This is a genomic window from Bradyrhizobium sp. SZCCHNRI3043, assembly GCF_032377735.1.
Taxonomy (GTDB): Bacteria; Pseudomonadota; Alphaproteobacteria; order Rhizobiales; family Xanthobacteraceae; genus Bradyrhizobium.
The window spans coordinates 444,188-463,213 of sequence record NZ_JAUHID010000001.1 but is presented as its reverse complement, the minus strand read 5'-3'; the positions used below and the strand labels follow the sequence as shown (position 1 = coordinate 463,213).

At 65.1% G+C, this 19,026-nt stretch carries 23 protein-coding genes; 8 read left to right on the top strand and 15 right to left on the bottom strand.

Annotated elements, in window-relative coordinates; translation table 11 throughout:
- Positions 1-138: 138 nt before the first annotated feature.
- Positions 139-534 (top strand): cytochrome c-550 CycA, encoded by a 396-nt coding sequence (cycA, locus tag QX124_RS02180; RefSeq protein ID WP_315736540.1) that lies wholly within the window; start codon positions 139-141, stop codon positions 532-534.
- Positions 535-599: 65 nt separating this feature from the next.
- On the opposite strand, the gene QX124_RS02175 is transcribed toward cycA, so the two are convergent.
- Positions 600-1,556, bottom strand: a complete 957-nt coding sequence (locus QX124_RS02175; protein WP_315796026.1) for an alpha/beta hydrolase — start codon at positions 1,554-1,556, stop codon at positions 600-602.
- 251 nt (positions 1,557-1,807) lie between these two features.
- Between QX124_RS02175 and QX124_RS02170 the strand changes: the two genes are divergently transcribed.
- The gene (locus QX124_RS02170) at positions 1,808-1,990 is read left to right on the top strand and encodes a hypothetical protein (RefSeq protein WP_231319498.1); all 183 of its coding nucleotides are present in this window, start codon (positions 1,808-1,810) and stop codon (positions 1,988-1,990) included.
- 28 nt (positions 1,991-2,018) lie between these two features.
- Here QX124_RS02170 and QX124_RS02165 read toward each other — a convergent pair whose 3' ends face one another.
- From QX124_RS02165 to ykgO, 3 genes are all read right to left on the bottom strand, one after another.
- Positions 2,019-2,273, bottom strand: coding sequence for a hypothetical protein (locus QX124_RS02165; protein ID WP_315736538.1), 255 nt, complete (start codon positions 2,271-2,273; stop codon positions 2,019-2,021).
- A gap of 100 nt (positions 2,274-2,373) precedes the next feature.
- Complete coding sequence (locus tag QX124_RS02160; protein ID WP_315736537.1) at positions 2,374-3,003, bottom strand: tetratricopeptide repeat protein; 630 nt, start codon at positions 3,001-3,003, stop codon at positions 2,374-2,376.
- Positions 3,004-3,099: 96 nt separating this feature from the next.
- Positions 3,100-3,225, bottom strand: coding sequence for a type B 50S ribosomal protein L36 (gene ykgO, locus QX124_RS02155; RefSeq protein ID WP_006611362.1), 126 nt, complete (start codon positions 3,223-3,225; stop codon positions 3,100-3,102).
- A gap of 254 nt (positions 3,226-3,479) precedes the next feature.
- On the opposite strand from ykgO, the gene QX124_RS02150 reads away from it, so the two are divergent.
- From QX124_RS02150 to QX124_RS02140, 3 genes are all read left to right on the top strand, one after another.
- Positions 3,480-4,364: an amidohydrolase family protein gene (locus QX124_RS02150; protein ID WP_315736536.1), complete on the top strand. Its 885-nt coding sequence runs from the start codon at positions 3,480-3,482 to the stop codon at positions 4,362-4,364.
- A 113-nt stretch (positions 4,365-4,477) separates the two neighbouring features.
- Positions 4,478-5,224 carry a haloacid dehalogenase type II gene (locus QX124_RS02145; RefSeq protein ID WP_315736535.1) on the top strand — a complete coding sequence of 249 codons (747 nt, stop codon included), beginning with the start codon at positions 4,478-4,480 and terminating at the stop codon, positions 5,222-5,224.
- Positions 5,214-5,681: a YbaK/EbsC family protein gene (locus QX124_RS02140; RefSeq protein ID WP_315736534.1), complete on the top strand. Its 468-nt coding sequence runs from the start codon at positions 5,214-5,216 to the stop codon at positions 5,679-5,681. Before QX124_RS02145 ends, QX124_RS02140 begins: the two co-directional genes overlap by 11 nt.
- Before the next feature lie 50 nt (positions 5,682-5,731).
- Here QX124_RS02140 and QX124_RS02135 read toward each other — a convergent pair whose 3' ends face one another.
- Together QX124_RS02135 and QX124_RS02130 are read right to left on the bottom strand one after the other, a co-directional pair.
- Positions 5,732-6,316, bottom strand: coding sequence for a hypothetical protein (locus tag QX124_RS02135; RefSeq protein ID WP_315796022.1), 585 nt, complete (start codon positions 6,314-6,316; stop codon positions 5,732-5,734).
- 20 nt (positions 6,317-6,336) lie between these two features.
- Positions 6,337-7,245, bottom strand: a complete 909-nt coding sequence (locus tag QX124_RS02130; protein ID WP_315754622.1) for a LysR family transcriptional regulator — start codon at positions 7,243-7,245, stop codon at positions 6,337-6,339.
- A 128-nt stretch (positions 7,246-7,373) separates the two neighbouring features.
- Here QX124_RS02130 and QX124_RS02125 point away from each other — a divergent pair, with 128 nt between their 5' ends.
- The 3 genes from QX124_RS02125 (at position 7,374) to QX124_RS02115 (ending at position 8,974) form a co-directional block, all read left to right on the top strand.
- Complete coding sequence (locus tag QX124_RS02125) at positions 7,374-8,072, top strand: pirin family protein (protein ID WP_315796021.1); 699 nt, start codon at positions 7,374-7,376, stop codon at positions 8,070-8,072.
- A 75-nt stretch (positions 8,073-8,147) separates the two neighbouring features.
- Positions 8,148-8,747, top strand: a complete 600-nt coding sequence (wrbA, locus tag QX124_RS02120) for an NAD(P)H:quinone oxidoreductase (protein ID WP_315796020.1) — start codon at positions 8,148-8,150, stop codon at positions 8,745-8,747.
- 77 nt (positions 8,748-8,824) lie between these two features.
- Entirely contained in the window at positions 8,825-8,974 is a 150-nt protein-coding gene (locus tag QX124_RS02115) for a hypothetical protein (RefSeq protein WP_315736529.1), read from the top strand.
- On the opposite strand, the gene QX124_RS02110 is transcribed toward QX124_RS02115, so the two are convergent.
- The 9 genes from QX124_RS02110 to QX124_RS02070 all read right to left on the bottom strand — a co-directional run bounded on the left by QX124_RS02110 (position 8,961) and on the right by QX124_RS02070 (position 19,002).
- A complete protein-coding gene (locus QX124_RS02110; protein ID WP_315796018.1) occupies positions 8,961-9,554 on the bottom strand; it encodes a DUF1080 domain-containing protein in 594 nt (197 codons plus the stop codon). The two genes, QX124_RS02115 and QX124_RS02110, sit on opposite strands and share 14 nt — an antisense overlap.
- Positions 9,555-9,657: 103 nt before the next feature.
- The gene (locus QX124_RS02105; RefSeq protein WP_315736527.1) at positions 9,658-10,518 is read right to left on the bottom strand and encodes a D-amino-acid transaminase; all 861 of its coding nucleotides are present in this window, start codon (positions 10,516-10,518) and stop codon (positions 9,658-9,660) included.
- Between the two features lie 67 nt (positions 10,519-10,585).
- The gene (locus tag QX124_RS02100; RefSeq protein WP_315736526.1) at positions 10,586-11,317 is read right to left on the bottom strand and encodes an amino acid ABC transporter ATP-binding protein; all 732 of its coding nucleotides are present in this window, start codon (positions 11,315-11,317) and stop codon (positions 10,586-10,588) included.
- Positions 11,318-11,326: 9 nt separating this feature from the next.
- Positions 11,327-12,019, bottom strand: a complete 693-nt coding sequence (locus QX124_RS02095; RefSeq protein ID WP_315736525.1) for an amino acid ABC transporter permease — start codon at positions 12,017-12,019, stop codon at positions 11,327-11,329.
- A 1-nt stretch (position 12,020) separates the two neighbouring features.
- Complete coding sequence (locus QX124_RS02090) at positions 12,021-12,752, bottom strand: amino acid ABC transporter permease (protein ID WP_315754611.1); 732 nt, start codon at positions 12,750-12,752, stop codon at positions 12,021-12,023.
- 198 nt (positions 12,753-12,950) lie between these two features.
- Positions 12,951-13,865 (bottom strand): amino acid ABC transporter substrate-binding protein, encoded by a 915-nt coding sequence (locus QX124_RS02085; protein ID WP_315796014.1) that lies wholly within the window; start codon positions 13,863-13,865, stop codon positions 12,951-12,953.
- A 567-nt stretch (positions 13,866-14,432) separates the two neighbouring features.
- Complete coding sequence (locus tag QX124_RS02080) at positions 14,433-15,815, bottom strand: M20 family metallopeptidase (RefSeq protein WP_315796013.1); 1,383 nt, start codon at positions 15,813-15,815, stop codon at positions 14,433-14,435.
- Positions 15,816-16,061: 246 nt separating this feature from the next.
- Positions 16,062-17,726 carry a thiamine pyrophosphate-binding protein gene (locus QX124_RS02075; protein ID WP_315796011.1) on the bottom strand — a complete coding sequence of 555 codons (1,665 nt, stop codon included), beginning with the start codon at positions 17,724-17,726 and terminating at the stop codon, positions 16,062-16,064.
- Positions 17,727-17,877: 151 nt separating this feature from the next.
- Entirely contained in the window at positions 17,878-19,002 is a 1,125-nt protein-coding gene (locus tag QX124_RS02070; RefSeq protein ID WP_315796009.1) for an alkene reductase, read from the bottom strand.
- Positions 19,003-19,026 lie beyond the last annotated feature (24 nt).

The following is a 19,026-nucleotide window of genomic DNA, read 5'->3' as shown; positions in this document are numbered from 1 at the left end:
TCAGCATCGGAGTTTGCGGCAGAGCAACAAACTCAGCCATTATGCTGATTTGCCTCAGCGCTTCCCCGCTTGTGCGTCGCTTGAGGCCATGCCACAACCTGCGCGCAAACTCGTCTCGTAACCCACAGAGCCTGATCCATGAAGAAAATGACTTTGAGCGCGCTCGTCATCCTCGCCTCGTCGTCGCTGGCGTCTGCCGCGCTGGCGCAGGATGCGGCCGCCGGCAAGACGTCCTTCAACAAGTGCCTGCCCTGCCACGCGATCGGCGAAGGCGCGAAGAACAAGGTCGGTCCGGAACTCAACGGCCTCGATGGACGCAAGTCGGGCAGCGCGCCGGACTACAACTATTCGGAAGCCAACAAGAACTCGGGCATCACCTGGAACGAGGCGGTCTTCAAGGAATACATCAAGGACCCGAAGGCCAAGATCCCCGGCACCAAGATGACCTTCGCGGGCATCAAGAACGAGACCGAGATCAACAATCTCTGGGCCTATGTCGCGTCGTTCGACAAGGACGGCAAGCAGAAGCAGTAAGCGGCCGGCCGCGGCCCTCCGCTCGAGACCTGGAGGCCCCGGCAGACGCCGGGGCCTTTCCATCATCAGGGCGCCGCTTCGACGGCCGTGAGCGCGCTGACCATCCGATCGACCTCGCCCACCACGAGCTCCGGCACCACATTCTGGACCATGTGCCCGAGGTCGGGCACCACGATCAGGCGCGCCTGGGGCAAGACCCGCGCGAGCGGCCGGGAATGGATCTCGGTATAGACCGTCCTGTCGGCATCGCCGGCCAGGATCGTGACCGGCACCTTGATCTCGCCATAGCGCGGCGCCTGCTCGATCACCGCCTGCTTCAGGGTGACGAGGTCGCGCGCATTGGCCAGGAACTCGCGCGGCCGCAGCAACAGCGGCGTCGCGGTCCGGTCGACGAAATCGTCCGGCATCTCCTGCGGCGCGAACACGCCGCGAGCACCAGGCGCCATCAGCGCCAGGCCGAGCGGCAGCGTGATCGTATGCGCCAGCAAGGGCCCGACCACCGGCGTCGTGACGGCCGCATTGTACTGCCCGACCCCGCCCCGCCAGGGATAGGCGACCGGCGCCAGCATGACGAGGCCCGCGACCCGGTCAGGGAAGTCGAGCGCCATGCGCAGGCCGAGCGCACCGCTCCAGGAATGGACCACCAGGATCACCGGGCCGATGCCGAGCCGGGCCAGCGCCTCGTCCAGCATGCGGGCCTGGACGGCCGGCGTCGAATCCTCGGCGCGATCGCGCGGGCTCCAGCCGTGGCCGGGACGGTCGACCAGGAGCACCCGATGCCGCCGGGCGAGCAGGTCGCCGAGCGGCCTGCGCATCGCCTCGAGGTTCGAACTGGCGCCGTGGACAAGCAGAAGCGGCGGCCGCTCCCCGTCACGCGGCCCGATATCCACAAGATTGATGGTCGCCCCACCGACCTCGACCGCCTCTCCCTGGGCCGGATAGCGTCTTTCCATCAGCACGACGCCGGCCTGGGTCAGCAGCGCCAGCAGCCCCAGGGCCCCCACTACGAGTATTGAAATCATTGATGATTTTCTGCCTGTCACCTGGACAGATACGGGTCAGATCGCAGCAGGTTGCGGCTGCGGCCGCCGTCTCCCGTCATTTCGCCCGCGAATCCTGTCATGATGGCGTCGTCGGCCATTTTATAACCATGGTCAGGACATTTCCTCGCAATCAGCCGATGGCCGTGAATTACTTGCGGTCGGGTCATTGCGCAGTCGAAGCACGATGACCGGCCCTGTGTTTAGTTTGGTGTTTTGGGAGGGGGTTACCGATGAGCTTTCGTTCAAGCGAGGCAGCCATCGACGAGATCGTCGCGAGCTGCAACGGCGACCTTCGCGGCGCGCTGAAGGCGCTGCTGCTGGTCAACGAGCATCTCGAGGCCGAGATCGCACAACTCTATGCCGCGGCCGCCCAGTACGGCCTGCCGGACCGCCGCAGCACCGCGTTCCACTGAGCCGCCAGCCCGCTCGCGGGCGAGCCGATCAGTCCTCCTGCGTCATGTCCTTGTTCGGGCACGCGTTGATCGTGGATCTCGCGAGCTTGGCGTCATCCTTCGATTTGAAGGGGCCGGACGCGAACCAGATGTCGCCCATGATCGTGACGACCGGGTTGCTGGTCACGATCTCGCAGCGATTGGTGGCGCGGTTGCCGACCACCCAGAACAGATCCGGATCCTCGGCCCAGGCGGCCGACATCGTCGTCATCACCAGCGCTGCCGTCAGCACCGCCCGCCGCATCGCGTCTCTCCTGCCGAGCTCCATCGTTGAGAGGCAGCTAGGTTCGCGCGGCCGGTCCGACAAGGACGGCCGCCCAGACGTGGTTAATCGGCCGTTACGGCTAGATGTCGCGCCCCTCGACCTTCTCGGTGAGGGTCTTCACCAGCTCCGGCACCTTGTCGAGATGCGGATTGACCTCGAGCGCCTTGCGGAACGCGTCCAGCGCCCGCTTCTCCTCGCCCAGATCCTGCATGATCATGCCGAGACCTGCGAGCGCGCCGAAGTGGCGCGGCTCACGCAGCAGGACCTGCTGGATGTCGGCAAGCGAGCGGCCGTAATCGTTCTGGAGGTAATAGATGGTCGCGCGACGGTTCCAGGCCTCGACATAGTCCGGACGAAGCTTAATCACCGAGTCCAGCAGCTTGAGCGCCACCTCGTTCTGCTTCGCGTCCATCGCCGCTTTGGAGCGCGACATCAGCAGGGCGACGGTATCGCTTGGGGTCTGCAGCCAGATCGCCCAAATCCGCGCCTCGACATGCTTGGCGCTGATCTCGTCGGGCGCCGCCTTCAGGGCACCGAACAGGAAATCGAGGCCCTTGGTCTTGTCGGCGCCGATCTTCGGCAGCTTGGCCGGAGCCTCGGGCGGCTTTGGCTTGACGCCGGCCCGCGGCTCCCCCTGCGCAAAGGCAAGATGCGGTACCGAAATGACGACAACGGCGAGAAGAATCGCCCGCAAGGATCGCTTGGCCATGCCCCAAGTCTAAACGCAGTCGGCACGTCCTGCAAAGCAGCACGCGCCTCAAAGACCTGTGAGGAGGCCCCTCTTCTCGAGGGGAGATCTACGGGATCAGCCCTGGCGCGCCTTGAAGCGGCGCTGGACCTTGTTGATCACATAGACGCGGCCCTTGCGGCGGACCAGACGGTTGGCGCGATGGCGGCCACGCAGCGACTTCAGCGAGTTACGGACCTTCATGGGACATCCTGATACGTTGAAAGGCCGTGTTGGACAGGCCGGAAGTGGCAAATACAAAGGGAGTTCCGCAAGCGACCAAGTCGCCCGGATTGGCCGGTTTCTAACCACCAGCCCGCCGGATGTCAATCATGGCGGGCCCCGGCTTCAACAGAACCGGCCGGCGACGCGCCCCTCGATCCAACTTGGCGATTGCCAAATTTGTTATATCATATAATCAATTTTCCAAAGCCAAGAACCAACCGCCGGGAACGCCCATGCCCAAGCTCGCTCTGCCCAAGATCGACGATGTCGTCGCCATCGACATCCATACCCATGCCGAGGAGCCCTGCGGCATGCATGCGGATGACGGCTACGACGATTTCCAGGCCCAGATGGCCGACTACTTCAAGTCGCCGCACAAGCATCCGCCGACGGTGCCGGAGACGGCCGCCTATTATCGCTCCAAGAACATCGCCGCGGTGATCTTCCCGGTCGACGCCGAGCGCGAGACCGGCTTTCGGCGCTACAACAACTACGAGATGCTCGAGGTCGCTTCCGACCATCTCGACGTCCTCATCCCCTTCGTCAGCATCGATCCGCACAAGGGCAAGCTCGGCGTGCGCGAGGCGCGCAAGCTGATCGAGGAGTATGGCGTCCGCGGCTTCAAGTTCCACCCTACGATGCAGGGCTTCTACGCCAATGACCGGCTGGCCTATCCGCTGTATGAGGCGATCAACGACGGCGGCGCGATCGCACTGTTTCACACCGGCCAGACCGGCGTCGGCTCGGGCATGCCGGGCGGCATGGGGATGCGGCTGAAATACTCCAACCCGATGTACATGGACGACGTCGCGGCCGACTTCCCCGACCTCAAGATCATCCTCGCCCATCCCTCCTTCCCCTGGCAGGAGGAGGCGCTGTCGGTGGCGACCCACAAGCCGAACGTCTACATCGACCTCTCGGGCTGGTCGCCAAAGTACTTCCCGCCGATCCTGGTGCGCTACATCAACTCGATCCTGCAGGACAAGATGCTGTTCGGCTCGGACTGGCCGGTCATCACGCCGGACCGCTGGCTCGCCGATTTCGCCAAGCTCGACATCCGCGACGAGATCCGGCCGAAGGTGTTGAAGGCCAACGCCCGCAAGCTGCTCGGGATCTGACGTCGTCGGTCCTGTCCTTGCCGCCCCGCGCAAGTCACGGGCATCATGCTATCATCCGCAGGCGCGGTGGCCATCAGCCTTAGCGCCTGTCTGCTTTCGATCAGGTGAGCGCCGTGCCCTTCAAAGCCGTGGTCTTCGATGCCTATGGCACGCTGTACGACATCCAGTCGGTAGCGGCCGTGACCGAGCAGGCCTTTCCCGGCCATGGCGACATCATCACGCAGATCTGGCGCATCAAGCAGCTCGAATACACCTGGCTGCGCTCGCTGATGCAGCGCTACGAGGACTTCACCGCCGTCACCCGCGACTCGCTGATCTACACGCTGCGCGTTCTCGGGCTGCAGGCCGATGCGGCGACGCTGGACCGCATCATCGCCAAATATCTCGATCTCGATCCCTACCCCGATGCGAGGGCTGCGCTCGCCGCGATGAAGGATCATCGGCTCGCGATCCTCTCCAACGGCAGCCCTGCGATGCTCGACAGCCTGGTCAAGGCCAGCGGCTTCGATGCTCCGCTCGATGCGGTCATCAGCGTGGATGCCCGGAAGATCTTCAAGCCGAGTCCCCAGGCGTACGCGCTGATCGAGGAGACGCTCGGGTTTGCGCCCGACGAGGTGCTGTTCGTGTCCTCCAACCCCTGGGACGTCTGCGGCGCCAAGGCGTTCGGATTGAACGTCGCCTGGATCGAGCGCGTCACCCCGGACGCCATGGCGGCTGCCTGCAGCCAGACCGACCTCGTCGCGCCGCTCACCCTGTTCAAGGCGCTGCGCACCCAGATGGACGAGTTGGGTTTGGCACCGGACTATCGTATTGCTGCGCTATCCGAACTGCCCGAGATCGTCGCCAAACATGAGCCTTGATTCCGTCCGCGCCTTCTTCACCGAAAAAGCCCCCGACATCGACGTCCTCGTCTCCAGCCAGAGTTCCGCCACCGTGGCGCTCGCGGCGGAAGCCTATGGTGTCGAGCCGGCCCGCATCGCCAAGACGCTGTCGCTGCGCGTCGGCGAGCGCGTCATCCTGATCGTCGCCGCGGGCCACGCAAGGATGGACAACAAGAAGGTCAAGGCGCAGTTCGGCGGCAAGCCGAAGATGCTCGGCCTCGACGAGGTCGCCGACATCACCGGTCACGAGGTCGGCGGCGTCTGTCCGTTCGGGCTGAAATCGCCGCTGCCGGTCTATTGCGACGTCTCGCTGAAAGCCTTCGACATCGTCGTGCCGGCGGCAGGCTCGACCCATAGCGCCGTCAAGATCACGCCGGACCGCATGGCCGAGCTGACATCGGCCGAATGGGTCGACGTTTGCGAGGTCGCGACTTAGTCGTCGCACCGAAATGATACCAGGCGCGGCAGCTTCATCGCGTCGTGCGCTCATTTGGCGACTGACGAAAGCTCACTGTCTTGCGAGCGAGCGGTGCCCGACTTCAAAAATAGCGCCCCCATGAGCGCCATGAACCATGCAACGAACGGATGCCAGAGCGGCACCGCCAGCAGTCCGAACCATCCGAAAGCGATTTCCGGCACTCGAGCGTTGCGCTCATAGCTCCGGGACGCGGGCATGAGTCCACCATTTGCGTCGTTGAAGGTGCAGGGTCCACGCCGGGCGGTCTCGACGCCGTCTTGTGTGTAGGTGATCAACGCACGTGCACGCACGGAGCAGATCAGCACATCTCCCGCGTCACTGACACCGATATCGAAGGCGCCGCCTTGCGAACCGACGTAAAAACCTCGCTCGAAGCCCTGGGGACCATAGCGCTGCACTCTCCCCAACGGCTCGCTCGCAACGAACACACGTCCATTTGGAGCTGCAACCCGGGCCGAGCCAAGCGCGTTTGGAAGCTCGATCGCATTCAGCCAATTGTCCGGAAACACCCCCAATCCGAGCGGTAGCAAAAACCCAATGATTCCGAGAGCGACGGCGCACCTTGCAACGGCGCTCGGCAGCTGCTTCCACATGGAAACCACTCCCCCGAACGTCACTTGCGCTTCCCTTTCGCCAGCTCCTTGACCAGGAACTCCGCCAGCACCTCGACCCGGGCGGGGCGCGGGCCGCCGGGCGGCATCACCAGATGCATCGCCCCTTCGGGCTGGCTCCAGCCCTTCAGGATCACCTCGACCTCGCCCGAGGCGATCGCGTCGCCAACGATGAAGTCCGGCAGGTCGGCGATGCCGAGGCCGGCGAGCACCGCCGGCAGCACCGCCTCGCCATTGTTGACGCGCAGCTGTCCGGCGGGGCGCACGCTTGCCTGCTCGCCGGCTGCATTGGTGTAGTGCCAGACGCCGGCGGTGGAGAGATAGGCGTAGCCGAAGCATTTGTGCTCGGCAAGATGCATCGGATGCGTCGGCCGTCCGTGCCGCTTCAGATAGGACGGCGCCGCCACCGTGTAGCGCGGCATCGCGCAGAGGCGGCGCGCCACCAGTGATGAGTCCGGCAGCCGCGCGATGCGCAGCGCGAGATCGAACCCCTCGCCGATGAGATCGACGGTCGCATCGCTCATGTGCAGATCGATCGACACTTCCGGATATTGTTCGAGAAAGACCGGCAGCAGCGGTGCGATCTTCTTCACACCGAAGGTCATCGGCACCGCGAAGCGCACCAGCCCGCGCGGCGTCAGCGATTGCGCCAACGCCTCGGTCTCCGCCGCCTCGCCATCCGCGAGCAGTTGCGCGGCCCTCTCTGACAGCCGCTGCCCGGCATCGGTCAGCGCCAGACGGCGCGAGGTGCGGTTGAACAGCCGCGTGCCCAGGCGTTCTTCCAGCCGGCTCACGGCCTTCGACACTGACGCCTTGGACAGGCTCAGCTCCTGCGCCGCGCCGGCGAAGGAGCGCAGCTCGACGACCTTGGCGAAGATCGCCATCGCCTCGAAATCCGGAAGTCGCGCCATTGGCGGCAATCTCACTTTTGGAAACAATGGGTTTCAATAGTTTCTATTTCTATACTCGGATCGTCAGCCTATTCCAGTGCCCAACGGCACGGCGGCTCGCGGCCGACGTGCAACAATGGAGCAAACCCATGATCGAATTGAAGCCCTTTGCGGCGCTGGGCGGCGCCGACCACGGCTGGCTGAAGGCCAAGCACCATTTCTCGTTCGCGAACTATTACGACCCCAGCAACATGGGCCACGGCGCCCTGCGGGTCTGGAACGACGACGAGATCGCGCCGAACACCGGCTTCCCTGCACATCCGCACCGGAACATGGAGATCATCACCTATGTCCGCGAAGGCGCGATCACGCATCAGGACAGCCTCGGCAACAAGGGCCGCACCGAGGCCGGCGACGTCCAGGTGATGAGCGCGGGCAGCGGCATCCGCCACTCCGAGTACAATCTGGAGCCGACCACGACACGGATCTTCCAGATCTGGATCGAGCCTGCCACCGATGGCGGCCAGCCGACCTGGGGCGCCAAGCCGTTCCCGAAGTCCGACCGCTCCGGCAAGCTGGTCACGCTGGCGAGCGGCTTCGCAGATGACGGCGACGCGTTGCCGATCCGCGCCAAGGCGCGCGTACTCGGCACCACGCTGAAGGCAGGCGAGACCGCCGAGTACAGCGCCGACAATTCCCGGCACATCTATCTGGTGCCCGCGGCCGGCAGCGTCGAAGTCAACGGCGTCCGAGTCAACGCCCGCGACGGCGCCGCCATCCGCGACGAGGCCACGCTGAAGATCACCGCGCTCGAAGATTCCGAGCTGGTGCTCGTCGACGCCGCCTAACCGTCTCACGCGATCCCGGCCGGGCATCCGGCCGGGACGCTCTTCCCGATCATCCTCGTCCCCACGGAGACTGCCATGACCAAGGTTCTCGTTCTCTACTACTCCGCCTACGGCCACATCGAAGCGATGGCCAACGCGGTGGCCGAAGGCGCCCGCGAGGCCGGCGCCACCGTGGACGTCAAGCGCGTGCCCGAGCTGGTGCCGGCCGACGTTGCCAAGGCCTCCTACTACAAGCTCGACCAGGCAGCCCCGATCGCCAAGGTCGAGGAGCTCGCCGATTACGACGCGATCATCGTCGGCACCGGCACCCGCTTCGGCCGCATGGCCTCGCAGATGGCCAACTTCCTCGATCAGGCCGGCGGCCTGTGGGCTAAGGGCGCGCTCCACGGCAAGGTCGGCGGCGCCTTCACCTCGACCGCGACCCAGCACGGCGGCCAGGAAACCACCCTGTTCTCGATCATCACCAACCTGCTGCACTTCGGCATGACCATCGTCGGCCTCAACTACGGCTTCGCCGGCCAGATGAAGCTCGACGAGGTCACCGGCGGCTCGCCCTATGGCGCCACCACCATCACCAGCGGTGACGGCAGCCGGCAGCCGAGCGCGAACGAGCTGGCGGGTGCGCGCTATCAGGGCCGCGTCATTGCCGAGACCGCAAAGAAGCTGCATGGCTGATGCGACTGGGGCGGCACTTCCGCAAACGAAGTGCCGCCCCATTTCGCAAGAGTTGGAAAGTAGGAGAGGAGTCCGCAATGCCCGCCATGCTCGAACTGGTGACGCTGGCCCGGTTGGCCCGCCATCCGCTGCAGATGATGGCGCGCCGCTGGTACTGCAAGAGCCTCTACCGCGCCAGCCGCGGCCAGCGCCGCTGCCCGGAATGCACGGCCGCTACAGCGGCTTGATCTGCACCTTCCTGAACTTCACGACGCCCGAGCCGTACTGCAGGGCGATCGGTCCCGCCGCGTGCTTGCTGTCGTCGACATCGGCGGTCTTCTCGCCGTTGAGGATCACGGTCAGCCGCGTGCCCTTGGCGGTGATCTCGTAGGTATTCCACTTGCCGCCGGCCTTCGGCATCGGATCGACCTTGGACACGTCGACGATCGCGCCGGTGCCGTATTTCGGATCGGGCCGCTTGTCGAAGATGTTGACCTCGTAGCAGATGTTGGAGTCGATCTTCGCCGACTGGTCGCAGCGGATGAAGATGCCGCTGTTGGCGGCGTCATCGACCCAGAACTCGGCCTTGATCTGGAAGTCCTTGTAGCTCGCCTTGGTCACCAGATACGATGGATCCTTGCCGTCGAGCTTGTCGGCCGACAGCGCGCCGTCCTTCATCTCCCAATTGGCCTTGCCGACCTCGGTGAAGTCGGCCTTGGTCGTGGAGTCGACCAGGGTCACCCAGCCGTCATCGGCCAATGCCGCTCCCGTCATGCCTGCGCCCGCAATCAATAGTCCGGCCGCGAGCCCACTCAAGCGATACCGCATCGAAACTCCTCCCTGATTTCTGTTTCGTTCGTCGCCACGATAGCAAAGCGCCGGACAATTCAAACGGGTTTCGATGCTGCACCTGCTCTATCGTCTCCTCCAACTACACCGCCGTGGCGCGCGCAAAATCGACATAGATCTCGCGCAGCCGCGCCGCCACCGGTCCCGGCTTGCCGTCGCCGACGGGCTTGCCGTCGATCGTGACCACCGGCTGCACGAACGAGCTCGCGCTGGTGATGAAGGCTTCCTTCGCCGCGAGCGCCTCCTCCACCGTGAACAGCCGCTCCTCGACCTTGAGCTGGCGCTCCTCGGCGAGCTTCACCACGGCCTTGCGGGTGCAGCCCGGCAGGATCGCGTTCGAGTTCGGCCGCGTCACGATGACGTCGTCCTTGGTCAGGATGAAGGCCGAGGACGAGCCGCCCTCGGTGACATGACCGTCCTCGACCATCCACGCCTCGCCGGCCCCGGCCGCGGCGGCCGCCTGCTTCGCGAGCACCTGCGCCAGTAGCGCCACGCTCTTGATGTCGCGGCGCGCCCAGCGGATGTCGGGCACGGTGATGACGCCAATTCCCGTCTTCGCCGAGGGCGCATTGATGATATCCTTGGCGGTGACGAACATCACCAAGGTCGGCTTGACGTCGCCCTTGGGAAACGGGAAGTCGCGGCCCTTGTCGGCGCCGCGCGTCACCTGCAGATAGACCATGCCCTGGTCGAGCCGGTTGCGTGCGACCAGCTCCTTCTGCAGCTCCTCGATCCGCGCCAGGCTCTCCGGCAGCGCCAGCCCGATCTCGCCGACCGAGCGCTCCAGGCGGGCAAGATGCGGGGCACTGTCGACCAGCTTGCCATCGAGCACCGCCGCCACTTCGTAGATGCCGTCGGCAAACAGGAAGCCGCGATCGAGGACCGAGACCTTGGCCTCGGACAGGGGCACGAAGGCGCCGTTGACGTAAGCGATCGGGTCCAAATTCATATTCTCCAACTTCGAGATTCAGGGTTCGCGCGTTCCGCGCGCCCCGGAACGACGGTAAGTGCTAATGCGACAGGATCTTCGACAGGAACTGCTGCGCCCGCTCGCTGCGCGGCTGGCCGAAGAAATCCTCCTTCTTGGCGTCCTCGACGATCTCGCCGCGGTCCATGAAGATGACGCGGTGGGCGACCTTCCTGGCGAAGCCCATCTCGTGGGTCACGACCATCATGGTCATGCCCTCGCGGGCGAGATCGACCATGACGTCGAGCACCTCGCTGATCATCTCCGGATCGAGCGCCGAGGTCGGCTCGTCGAACAGCATCGCGATCGGGTCCATGGCGAGCGCACGTGCGATCGCCACGCGCTGCTGCTGACCGCCGGAGAGCTGCGCCGGAAACTTCTGCGCCTGCTCCTTGAGACCGACGCGATCCAGGAGCTTCATGCCCTTCGCGGTCGCTTCCTCATGGCCACGACCCAGCACCTTCTGCTGGGCGAGGCAGAGATTGTCGATGATCTTGAGATGCGGAAACAGCTCGAAGTGCTGGAACACCATGCCGACCCGCGAGCGCAGCTTCGGCAGGTTGGTCTTGGAATCATTGACCTTGAGGCCGTCGATCGTGATCACGCCGTCCTGGAACGGCTCCAGCGCGTTGACACATTTGATCAGGGTCGACTTGCCGGAGCCGGAGGGGCCGCAGACCACCACCACCTCGCCCTTGGCGACCGAGGTCGTGCAGTCCTTCAGCACCTGGAAGCTCGGGCTGTACCATTTGTTGACGTGGCTGATTTCGATCATGGGAGCCGACTATCTGATGATGGAGATGCGCGACTGCAGGCGGCGGACGCCGTAGGACGCGACACAGGAGATGGTGAAGTAGACCAGGGCCGCGAACAGGTACATCTCGACCAGACGGCCGTCGCGCTGGGCGACTTTCGAAGCAGCGCCGAGGAAGTCCGGAATCGAGAGCACGTAGACCAGCGACGTGTCCTGGAACAGCACGATGGTCTGCGTCAGCAGCACCGGCAGCATGTTGCGGAACGCCTGCGGCAGCACGACGTAGCGCATGGTCTGCGCATAGGTCAGGCCGAGCGCCGAGGCCGCGGCCGGCTGGCCGCGCGAGATCGACTGGATGCCGGCGCGCATGATCTCGGAGAAATACGCCGCCTCGAACAGGATGAAGGTGATCAGGGAGGACGCGAACGCGCCGACCTTGATCGGCCGCGACGAGCCGGTGATCCACTGCCCGATATAGGGCACCAGGAAGTAGAACCAGAAGATCACCAGAACCAGCGGCAGCGAGCGCATGAAGTCGACATAGAGCCCGGCGATAAAGCCCATCACCCGATAGCCGGACAGCCGCATCAGCGCGATCAGGGTGCCGAACACAAGACCGCCCGTCGCCGACAGCGCCGTCAAGGTCAGCGTGAAGGTCATGCCGTCGATGAAAAGATAGCTCAGCGAGCGGCGGATGACGTCGAAATCGAAATTGGCCAGCATCTCATTTGCCCGTGATGTAGCCAGGGACCGCCACTGCGCGCTCCAGGAGCCGCATGCCGATCACGACGATGACGTTGATGACGAGATACATCAAGGTGGCGGCGCTGAAGGCCTCGAACACCTGGAACGAGAATTCCTGCATGGCGCGCGCAGCGCCCGTCAGCTCGATCAGACCGATCGTGATTGCGACGGCGCTGTTCTTGACCGTGTTGAGAAATTCGGACGTCAGCGGCGGCAGGATGATGCGGAAAGCCATCGGCAGCAGCACGTAGCGGTAGGCCTGCAAGGTGGTGAGGCCGAGCGCGGTCGCCGCCAGCTTCTGGCCGCGCGGTAGCGAGCCGATGCCGGCCGCCAATTGCACGGCGACACGCGCCGACATGAACAGGCCGATGCCGACGGCCGCCGTATAGAATGGCGCATTGGGCATCTGCTTCAGCCACAGGCCGATCGTGGGCGGCAACAGCTCCGGCAGCACGAAGAACCACAGGAACAGCTGCACCAAAAGCGGCATGTTGCGGAAGAACTCGACATAGGCGAAGGCGATCCAGGTCGCCAGCTTGGACGGCAAGCTGCGCAGGATGCCGACGATCGTGCCGCAGATCAGCGCGATCACCCAGGCCGACAGCGAGGTCACGATCGTGACCTTCAACCCCGACAGCAGCATGTCGAAATAGGTGCCGGCCCCGGTCGGGTTCGGCTCCAGGAAGATGTGCCAGTTCCAGGTGTAGTTCACGGGGACATCCTGAGAGGGAATTAGCTCGCAAGTCGCATTACACAGTCTTTGCCAAAAACTCGCTGCGCTCCCTCCCCCCTTGCGGGGGAGGGTCGGGGGGTCCACACGGGCAGTCTTTCCTGAGACCCCCACCCCCGACCCCTCCCCGCAAGGGGGAGGGGGGCGCATCGAATTCGGCGCGAGAGCTGCGACCTCACCTTACGGCTTGTACGAATCCGGATCCGGCGAATCCGACGGCTTGGCGAACTCGGCCTTCAGCTCCGGCGACAGCGGGGTGTTGAGGTTCAGGCCCTTCGGCGGGATCTTCTGCATGAACCATTTGTCATACAGCTTGGCGCCCTCGCCGCTGGTGTAGATCTTGGCGGTCGCCGCATCGACCACCTTCTTGAACTGCGGGTCGTCCTTGCGCAGCATGATGCCGTAGGGCTCAGGCTTCGAGAACGCGTCCTTGGAAACGACATAGGCGGCCGGATCCTTGGAACCGGCGACGAGGCTCGCCAGAAGAATGTCGTCCATCACGAAGGCGACGGCGCGATCGGTCTCCACCATCAGGAAGGCCTCGGCATGATCCTTGGCCGGGATGATGTTGATGCCGAGATTGCGCGCGGCATTGGCCTCGGTCAGCTGCTTGATGTTGGTGGTGCCGGCGGTCGACACGACCGATTTACCCTTCAGATCGTCGATCGAGTTGATCTTGCTCGCCTTCTTCGAGACGTAGCGGCTCGCCGTCAGGAAGTGGGTGTTGGTGAAGGAGATCTGCTTCTGGCGCTCGGCATTGTTGGTGGTCGAGCCGCATTCGAGATCGATGGTGCCGTTGGCGAGCAGCGGGATGCGGGTCGACGACGTCACCGGGTTGAGCTTCACATCGAGCTTGTCGAGCTTGAGCTCCTTCTTCACGGCATCGACGATGCCCATGCAGATGTCGATGGCAAAGCCGATCGGCTTCTGATTGTCGTCGAGATAGGAGAACGGGATCGAGGAGTCGCGGACGCCGAGCGTAATGGTGCCGGTCTCCTTGATGTTCTTCAGGGTCCCCGTCAGGTCCTCGGCCTGCACCTGGCCGGCGCAGAGCGCGGCGGCGACGGCAAGACCGAATAGGCGAAGCTGCTTCATAACTGATCTCCTCAATCCGGCTGATTGCCGGATGCTTGCATAAACCACAGCGAACTCAAAATGGCCCCCGCCCCCGGACGATCTCCGGCCGGACGAGCGCGGGCACCATAGACCGCCCCGCGGCGGGACGTCCTCGGACGATCGCGACAAATTGCCTGTCCCGCGTCCCCTTCGACAAGACGTTCGGGCTGAAACGGCAGCGCCGAACGTCGGGATGGTAAACTGCGAGGGGCTCGCGAGCCCCGCGACCAGACGAAAGTCTCACTCGGGCAGTTCCCGCACGCGGCAATGCAACCGCACAGCACACGGGCCTCGTGGTTCGAGACGCGCCGCGCGCGGCAAGCCCGCCTTCCATCTTCCTGATCGGCGCCGCGTTCCTCACCATGAACGTCACCGCGGACTTCGCCAAGGCACCAGTCCTCGCCCTGAGGAGCCCGCCGAAGGTGGCCATCTCGAAGGGCGGCCGCAGGCGCTGAACACGACCGGGGCGTCGCTCACCCCGCCTCAGGCAGCGAGAGGTGAGCACCGATAACGCCAAGAGATGTGTGCTCATGCCCCCTTCTCGCCTCACAACGGCTTCTGCAGCTCGCCGAGATCCCAGAACAGCCCGGCCATCAGGCCGAGCGCCTCCTCCGTGACATCCAGCAGAATGTGCTCATCCGGCGCGTGCTGCGAGCAGCCCGGATAGGAATGCGGCACCCACATGGTCGGCATCTTCAGCACGTCGGCAAACACGTCATTGGGCAGCGAGCCGCCGAAGTTCGGCAGCACGGCGGGCGCTTTGCCGGTGCTCATCTTGACGGACTCCGCGGCCCATTTGATCCAGGGGCTGTCGATGTCGGCGCGCGAGGCCATGAAGCTCTGCGCCATGCTGACTTCGATCATCGGGAAGCCATGCGCGGCGAGATGGTTCTTCACGTCGGCTACGATGCTGTCGACCTTGGTGCCGACGACGAAACGCAGCTGCAGCACGGCGCGGGCGCGGCCGGGGATCGCATTCGCCGGCTTGTCGATATTGCCGGAGGAGATCGCGAGCACCTCGAGCGTATTCCAGGCATAGAGCCGCTCCGCGGGCGTCAACCCCTCCTCGCCCCAATTGTCCGACAGCGCCGGCTCGTCGGCGGTCGGCTCCACCTTCACGTCGGCGAGGATGGCGCGGATCGCATTGGTGAGACGCGGCGGCTTCAGCGACTCCAGCTTGATACGGCCGTGGCCGTCGACCAGCGTGGCGATCGCGTTCGCCAGAATGGTCGCCGGATTGGCAAGCACGCCGCCCCAATTGCCGGAGTGATTGCCGCCCTCGCGCAGCTTGACGTCGAGATGCAACCGGATGCCGCCGCGGCAGCCGAGAAAGATGGTGGGGCGCGCGGTCGACAGCCGCGGGCCGTCCGAGCCGATGAAGACGTCGGCCTTCAAGGCGTCGCGATGCAGATCGGCCACCTTGGCGAGATCGGGCGAGCCGATCTCCTCGCCCATCTCGATGATGAACTTGGCATTGAAGCCGAGCTTGCCGCCACGCGCCTCGCGCACCGCGCGCAGCGCCGCCATGTTGACGCTGTGCTGGCCCTTGTTGTCGGCGGTGCCGCGGCCATAGAGACGATTGCCCGCCGGCGTCACCGCCCAGGGATCGCGGCCGTCGCGCCATTCGCCAGCCATGCCGTCGACGGTGTCGCCGTGGCCATAGCTGAGCACCGTCGGGGCGCTGTCGCTCTCGTGGTAGGTCGCGATCAGAAACGGCGACTTGCCGCTCGGCGAGGGCACGATCTCGGAGGAAAAGCCGAGCGCTGCAAAGGACGGCGTCAGCTCTTTGGTCAGATACGCCGCGAGCTCGTCCTTGCGCTCGGGATTGAGGCTCTCGGTACGATAGGCGACCCGGCGGCCGAGCTCGGCCAAGAAGTCACCGCTCGTCAGCGTCTGACGGGCACGGGCAATTGCATCAATCCTGGTCATGGCGCTTTTCCAGTCACAACGAAGGCGGCGTCATATCGGGATCGCGCGGCGAGCGGAAGGGGCTGGGTTTGAATTCAATGCTGACATCAAGCAAGTCTCGGATTTCGGAACCGCGTAGCCTGCCATCAAACTCGGTGGTTGGATCGTGCTGCGGCTTGCTCGGTACTCCTCGCCCGCCCGTGTAACGCCAGCCCCGTCCTCGTCCCGGACGAAAGTGGTCAACTGACAATCCAGAGGCGCAGTCTCTCAATTCACCGCGTGGCTGACCATCACCTCGATCAGCTTGGCGCCGGGCCTGCGGAACGCGTCCGACAAGGTCGGATTCAGCTCGCGCGGATCACTGATGCGCATCGCCTCGCAGCCGAGCGACTGTGCCAGCCCTGCAAAATCCACCGGCGGGTCGGCAAAATCCATGCCGATGTAGTTGTCGTCGCCGTGAAACGACAGCAGCCGCTGCTTGATGATGCGATAGCCGCCATTGTTGACGATGACCACCGACAGCGGCAGCTTGTGATGCGCTGCGGTCCACAGCGCCTGGATCGAATACATCGCGCTGCCGTCGCCGGAATAGCACACGACCGGACGATCGGGATTGGCGAGACTGACACCGACCGAGGCCGGCAGGCCCCAGCCGATGCCGCCGGAGGCGAGGCCGTGATAATTGTAGCGGTCGCGATAGGGCCACAGCGCCGTCATGTAGCGCGCCGAGGTCAGGCCCTCGTCGACCAGGATGCCGTGCTCAGGCATCGCCTCGGCGACCTGCAGCGCCAGATAGTCCGGGTCGATCGGCGTCCGCTCGCGGGCCGCCTCGATCTGCGCCGCCAGCGTCCGGCGCCGTGCGCTCCAGTTCTTCGACGACAATCCCGCGGTCCGCTCCTGCGCCCGCGCCTTCAGGGCGGCGCCGCCAAGCTCGCGCAGCAGCGGTGTGAGCTGCTGGAGCGTCTCGCGGACATCGGCCTTGAGCGCGATCTCGGCGCCGAAGTTCTTGCCCAGCTCCCAATCGACCAGGCCGATCTGCACGATTGGCAGGCCGTCCGGCAGCGGCTCGGTCTCGCTGTGCACCGACATCCGCAACGGATCGGCGCCGAGCACGATCATCAGATCATGCGGCGCCAGCAGCTCGCGCACCTGCTTCTGGGCGCGCGACAGCGCGCCGATGTAGCAGGGATGCTCGGACAGGAAGTGCGCGCCATAGGGCGCCGACTGCTGATGCACCGGCGCACCGATCGCCGTAGCGAACTCGGCCGCTTCCTGCAACGCATCGCTCTTGACGATCTCGTCGCCGGTGGTGATGACCGGCCGCTGCGCTTTGAGGATGCGCTGCGCCAGTGCCTGCAGGGCCTCGCTGGACGGGCGCACGCGCGCATCGACCCGCGTCGAGCGACCGAGCTCGATCCCGGCCTCGGCATTGAGGATGTCGCCGGGCAGCGAGATGAAGACCGGCCCGGTCGGCGGTGTGGTCGCGACCTTGGCGGCACGCCTGATGATGCGCGGCAGGTCCTCCAGCCTCGTCACCTCGACCGCCCATTTCACCAGCGGCTCGGCCATGCGCACCAGCGGACCATGGAGCAGCGGCTCCATCAGGCCGTGGCCCTGCTCCTGCTGGCCGGCGGTGAGGATCATCGGCGTGCCCGTGAACTGCGCGTTGTAGAGCGATCCCATCGCATTGCCCAAGCCCGGCGCGACGTGGACGTTGCAGGCGACGAGGCGTCCCGAGGCGCGGCTGAAGCCGTCGGCGATCGCCACCACCAGGCTCTCCTGCATCGCCATGACGTAGGTGAGATCGGGATGATCCTTCAGCGCATGCATGATCGGCAATTCGGTGGTACCGGGATTGCCGAACAGATGCGTGATGCCCTCATCCTTGAGCAGCGCGAGGAAGGCCGAGCGTCCGGTGGTGCGGTTTTTCATGGGTCGGCTCCTCCAGGCACGGTCCTATTAGTTGACGCCAACTCTCGCTCCACCGTCATTGCGAGCGAAGCGAAGCAATCCAGGGTGGCGCACGCGACTCTGGATTGCTTCGTCGCTACGCTCCTCGCAATGACGGCGGAGAGAGCGCGAGCTACGCCTTCGCCATGGCGTCATACGCCGGATAGTCCGTGTAGCCCTTCTCCTCGCCTCCATAGAAGGTCGGACGGTGATACGGCGTCAGCGGCCAGCCGCGCTGCAGGCGGGCGGGCAGGTCCGGGTTGGAGATGAAGGTGCGGCCGAAGGCGATGGCGTCGGCGTGGCCGGCCTGGATCGCGGCGTCCGCCGGCTCGCCGGTGAAGCCGCCGGCGCCGATCAGCACGCCCTTCCACACCGGCCGGAACAGAGCGATGGCCGACGGCACGTTCTGCCAGTTGACGTCGGCGCGGCCGGCGCCGGAGGAGCGCGGCTCGATCAGATGCAGATAGGCGATGCCGAGCTTGTTGAGCGCCTCGATCGCGTAGGTATAGAGCGGCATCGGCTCGGCCTCGCCGGAGCCGTTGGCGATGCCATAGGGCGACAGCCGCACGCCGACCTTGTCGGCGCCGCAGGCGTCGATCACCGCCTGCGTGACCTCGAGCAGGAAGCGGCAGCGGTTCGCGATTGCGCCGCCATAGCGGTCGGTGCGCTGGTTGCTGCGGGTCTGCAGGAACTGCTCGATCAGATAGCCGTTCGCGCCATGCACCTCGACACCGTCGAAGCCCGCCGCGATCGCGTTGCTCGCCGCTTGGCCATAGGCCGCGACGAGCGCGGGGATCTCGTCGGTCTCCAGCGCCCGCGGCGTCTCGTAGGTCGCCGGCCTGCCGTCCGCCGTCATTGCCTTGAGATCGTCGCCGATCGCGATCGCCGACGGCGCCACCGGCAGCGCGCCGCCCGGCTGGAACGAGGAGTGCGAGACGCGGCCGACGTGCCAGAGTTGCAGAAAGATGAATCCGCCCTTGGCATGCACCGCGTCGACGACCTGCTTCCAGCCGGCGACCTGCGCCGCGCTGTAGATGCCCGGCACGTTCGGGCTGCCGGTGCCGGTCGGCAGCACCGGCGAGGCCTCGGCGATGATCAGCCCGCCCGGCGTCGCGCGCTGCGCATAATACTCAACGTTGAGCGGCCGCGGCGCGAGGGTCTCCCTTGCGGCGCGCATGCGGGTCAACGGCGCCATCACGACGCGATGCTTGAGGTGATAAGGACCGATCGTGAGCGGTGAAAACAGCGCAGGCAGCATTTCGTCCCCAGATGTCGTTGCGAT